Origin of the sequence: Xenorhabdus santafensis (assembly GCF_033949405.1) — a bacterium.
Classification (GTDB): domain Bacteria; phylum Pseudomonadota; class Gammaproteobacteria; order Enterobacterales; family Enterobacteriaceae; genus Xenorhabdus; species Xenorhabdus santafensis.
Genome location: NZ_VCDN01000167.1, coordinates 1 through 3,871, shown reverse-complemented (window position 1 = coordinate 3,871; position 3,871 = coordinate 1). Strand labels below are relative to the sequence as shown.

Below are 3,871 nucleotides of genomic sequence, written 5' to 3'. Positions count from 1 at the left end.
ACATTCTTTTTGAGCTTGCCGCTTTTGTCTCGTTCGCCTTGTGCGTGCCAGTCATTGTCGGCAGCAAGAATGATTTTTGATTCAGGCCACTGTTTTCTGACCAATTCGGCAACATTCAGTAAATTACTTTCATCAATGGCAGCCAGCACCACACCATTATGTAACTGGTTGACGGTCAGCGCTGTCGCGTAACCTTCGGTAATGATGATGGTGTCCGCCATTCCGGTAATTTCAGATACCGGAATAAAGCTCCCTTTCTTCTGGGTGCCGGAAACAAGGCGTTTTTCGCCGTTAGGCTTGATGATTTGTGCGCCCGTATTGGTGTTATTTAGTGTCTGAGTTACCAGCAATAGAGAATCCTGCAATAACCGCTGATTGGGGTATTGCAGCCCCTTTTTCACCAAATACTGAGATTCTCCCCTTATCGATTTTGCCACCAGCACCGCGATCCGTTCTGCAATGGGTTTTACTGTTAGATGCTGCTCTTTAACTGGTTTGAGTTCAGGTAACGCCATTGCCAGCACATCAGCAACCTGCTTAGCCGCCGCCAGAATTGTGATACCTTTAGCTCTTGCCACTAAATCCAAACCATCGCCGTGATTGGGCTGATCACACTGGCGACAATGCCAGTCGCCATGATGGTTATCATCTATAAAGTGAAAACGGTCAGTACCACCGCATATCGGGCAAGCGCCATGCTTCCCCTTTGCCGGAACATCTACACCACAAGCTGGCAACAGGCTTTGCCAGTGATTCATGGCGGATTGTTTCACTGTTCGGATAATGTCTATCGGGCGGCTTTCCGTAGGGCTTTTAGGCTGTGAGGAACGTTGACTCATGATTTATTCCTCTCCATAGACAGCCGCGCAGAGTGCATGATAGACGTCTTGATTGATATCACAGGCCAGCGCAATCAGGTTATTTAAATCAATAGAACATTCGTCTTTGGCCTTTTCAAGAATGACGCCAAATAAAGAAGTTGCCAGCCCCGTATTGTGCATGGCCTGAGAAAGAGAAATAGGCGATCTCCGTTCGTACGCTCTGACTATTTCAATGTCGATAGATTTATCATCTGGTATGCAAGAATGACGAATACGCATGGCGGCTTTCTCTGCACCGCGCAATGTCTTGTATTTGTAACGGATTGTTTCTTTTTTTATCTCGCCAGTATGCTGATCTGTGGTGGTGATAATGATCTTAAACATGACTTATCTCCTTCCTTATAGCGATAAGACACATGGCATCAATATCTATCAGACTTTGATTATCCAATGTAATTAGGAATGTAAATTTCAGGTGAGTTTGGATATGCTGTATATCAGCCATAGCGTAAGTACCTTTTACGTTGTGGTTAAACGCCTCGATAGTGTTGCTGCACTTCGGGGCGTTGCTATTTTTATTTCCTAAATGACTCGAGGTGTCAGCCACTATGTTATTTTCAGGTGTCAGCCACGTCAATTCTTTTTTACAAATATATTTTGTGTATACTGTCAGCCACCAACTATCAACGGATACAGATATGGCAACAAAAGCAGTAAACGCAAAGTCAAAAAAGTTAGAAGCTCGTGTACCACATGAACTTGTTGAGCTGATGGAAAAATTAAAAGAAGAAGGCGAAAGTACCGCACAATTCATAATTGCAGCGATGTCCGGTGAGATTAAACGACGCCAACGCAAAACCAAAGCACCATCTGAGCAATAATTAGCTGACCAACAACGCATTTGGTAGTTAACTAACTATCAAAAAGATAGCAAACTAAGGATAGCATTCACCGTGCTATCCTCTTTTTTCCACTCCATTAGAAAATGTTCTCATTTTCTTCTATATTGTTATGCTGTTTGCACACGACGAGTAGATGCTAAATAACCATCAAGATCGGATTTAAAATAAATTACTTTCCGCCCTACTTTATGATATGGGATTCTCTCTTTTCCTGTATGTGCCCAATTAGCAAGAGTTTGTGGAGTGACACCAAGATAAACTGCTGCTTCTGCTCTGGTGAATTTTTCTAGGATTGCTGAGGAAGAATATAATTTCATTTTTATCACTATGTATTATTGATTATTAATAGTGATAGATTATTTATAAATAGCGATTAAATATAGCAGGTCACCTTGTATAACATTTTGTACAGTAAGGAAGTAAGTTTTCCATAACATGATCTGAACAAGTATTGAACCCAACTTGTTCAGTTATTAGCCTCTAGAGTTATGTTGCTCTTATGAGATTCTATTTAACATCTTGCTCTTCATAATCTGTTTTTAGGTTTTTTTGTTCTGATAATAGGGAAAGAATTCTTCTTTTTTCCGAAGCACTCATTCCGTCCAAAATAGAAATAATTCGCTGTTCTAAATTATCTGTTTCTTTCAAAATGCCAGCATGTCGCAATATAGCCTGCTCTATTTTTTTAGCTGGCTCTTGAAGTTCATCTGCTGAATAATGTAAGTATCCTTGAGTTACATCAGCACTTCTTAATGTACGATGATTCATAAGGCGCTTTAAAATATAAGAGCCAACCCCCGTTAATTCAGCAATACTGCCAAACGTTCGGCGAGCATCGTGGCATTTAAATTCTATTAATTGTAGATTATTTGGATTAAAAGCAGGTAGTGTTGCTTTCATGATTTGTTCAATCACTCGTCTCGGATCTGTCACAACTCCACCTTTAGTGCTGGGAAACACGTAAATATTATTATTTTTACGTAATTGTAAGCGTCTCTGAAAAATATCTAATAACGTATCAGTTATAGGAAGTTCTAATGGATCGCCATTTTTAGTTTCATCTATCCAGAAAAATCGACCACTAATATTTACTCTATCCCATTTAAGCCCAAATACTTCTGCCCTGCGTAATCCGGTGAAAAGAGCAACATTAAGTGCATCACATACAGAAATAGCCATATTATCGAGGCACTTTTCCGCATCTTGACGAACCGACTCTACAGCATCCAGCCAGCGACCTAAATCATTATTTCTAATTCTACTGGTGCGCCTTTTAGTTCCATGCCATTGTCTTTTAGTACTTAATACCGTGGTGGGAGGATCAGGTAAAATAATTTTTCCATCAGAATCACGAAAATGGTCTTGAGAAAACCGATAAACTGCTCTCAGATATCTAGCCCATAAATCAGCACTGGATTTTGAACCCGAAGCAACACTTGAACGGTTTAAACTTGCTTTATTACCAAACCAGATTGTACCTTCGGTGATATCTTTATGTCGTTTTTCCACCAACTCACGGCTGATATTTGCAATAGGTTTTTCCAGCCAATCGCCAGAATAATTAAGAAGTGTTGCCTGATATTGTTTTTTTGTTTTTTCCTTAATTTTTTTATCTCTGTTAATTAAATAGGCGTTCAAAGCATCTTGCAATGTGCTTTTACTTATTGTTTCTTCTTTGCGGAGATCGTTAGGATTACGCCCCGTTGTAGCAACCTCTCTTAATACCTCAAGGGCTTTCGTTCTAGCCATTTCTACAGTGAGATCAGGAAAACGCCCTAATGTAGAACGATAGAATTTACCGTTACGCTTTTTGGTTACACAAAAACTTTTCTTACCAGAAGCGCCGACACGTAAACGTAATCCGTTAATAACCGTATCACGGTATTCATCTTGCTTGCCTTGTTCGGGGGTTGACAGAGATTCAATAACACTTTTCGTAAATTTGAAGGCTTCCATTTTTTACCTGTTAATCCACTTACGTGATAAATCAGTTAGCTTGTTTAGAATCCTAGGATTCCTATAGGATACCATAGAGAGGTAAAGGTGGGTATTTAGGAGTAACCAAGAGTTTTATATAAGGCTGATAATTAACTGTTTTTATACAATAAGTATTAGTAGTGATATATTTTTAGCATAACTCTTAATCAA

Annotated in this window: 5 protein-coding genes; 1 reads left to right on the top strand and 4 read right to left on the bottom strand. The window is 39.6% G+C overall.

Translation table 11 applies throughout. From position 1 onward, the window contains the following. Positions 1–839, bottom strand: an 839-nt coding sequence (locus FE392_RS19580) for a primase-helicase zinc-binding domain-containing protein (RefSeq protein ID WP_319931812.1), incomplete at its 3' end; no start/stop codon positions are given. A gap of 3 nt (positions 840–842) precedes the next feature. Beyond that, positions 843–1,205, bottom strand: coding sequence for a hypothetical protein (locus FE392_RS19575; RefSeq protein WP_319931811.1), 363 nt, complete (start codon positions 1,203–1,205; stop codon positions 843–845). Positions 1,206–1,519: 314 nt separating this feature from the next. Here FE392_RS19575 and FE392_RS19570 point away from each other — a divergent pair, with 314 nt between their 5' ends. Continuing rightward, positions 1,520–1,702, top strand: coding sequence for a YlcI/YnfO family protein (locus FE392_RS19570; protein WP_319931813.1), 183 nt, complete (start codon positions 1,520–1,522; stop codon positions 1,700–1,702). A 128-nt stretch (positions 1,703–1,830) separates the two neighbouring features. Here FE392_RS19570 and FE392_RS19565 read toward each other — a convergent pair whose 3' ends face one another. After that, positions 1,831–2,040, bottom strand: coding sequence for a helix-turn-helix domain-containing protein (locus tag FE392_RS19565; RefSeq protein WP_319931810.1), 210 nt, complete (start codon positions 2,038–2,040; stop codon positions 1,831–1,833). A 190-nt stretch (positions 2,041–2,230) separates the two neighbouring features. Next, on the bottom strand, positions 2,231–3,679 hold the full coding sequence (locus tag FE392_RS19560; RefSeq protein WP_319931809.1) for a tyrosine-type recombinase/integrase: 1,449 nt from the start codon (positions 3,677–3,679) through the stop codon (positions 2,231–2,233). Between the last annotated feature and the right edge of the window lie 192 nt (positions 3,680–3,871).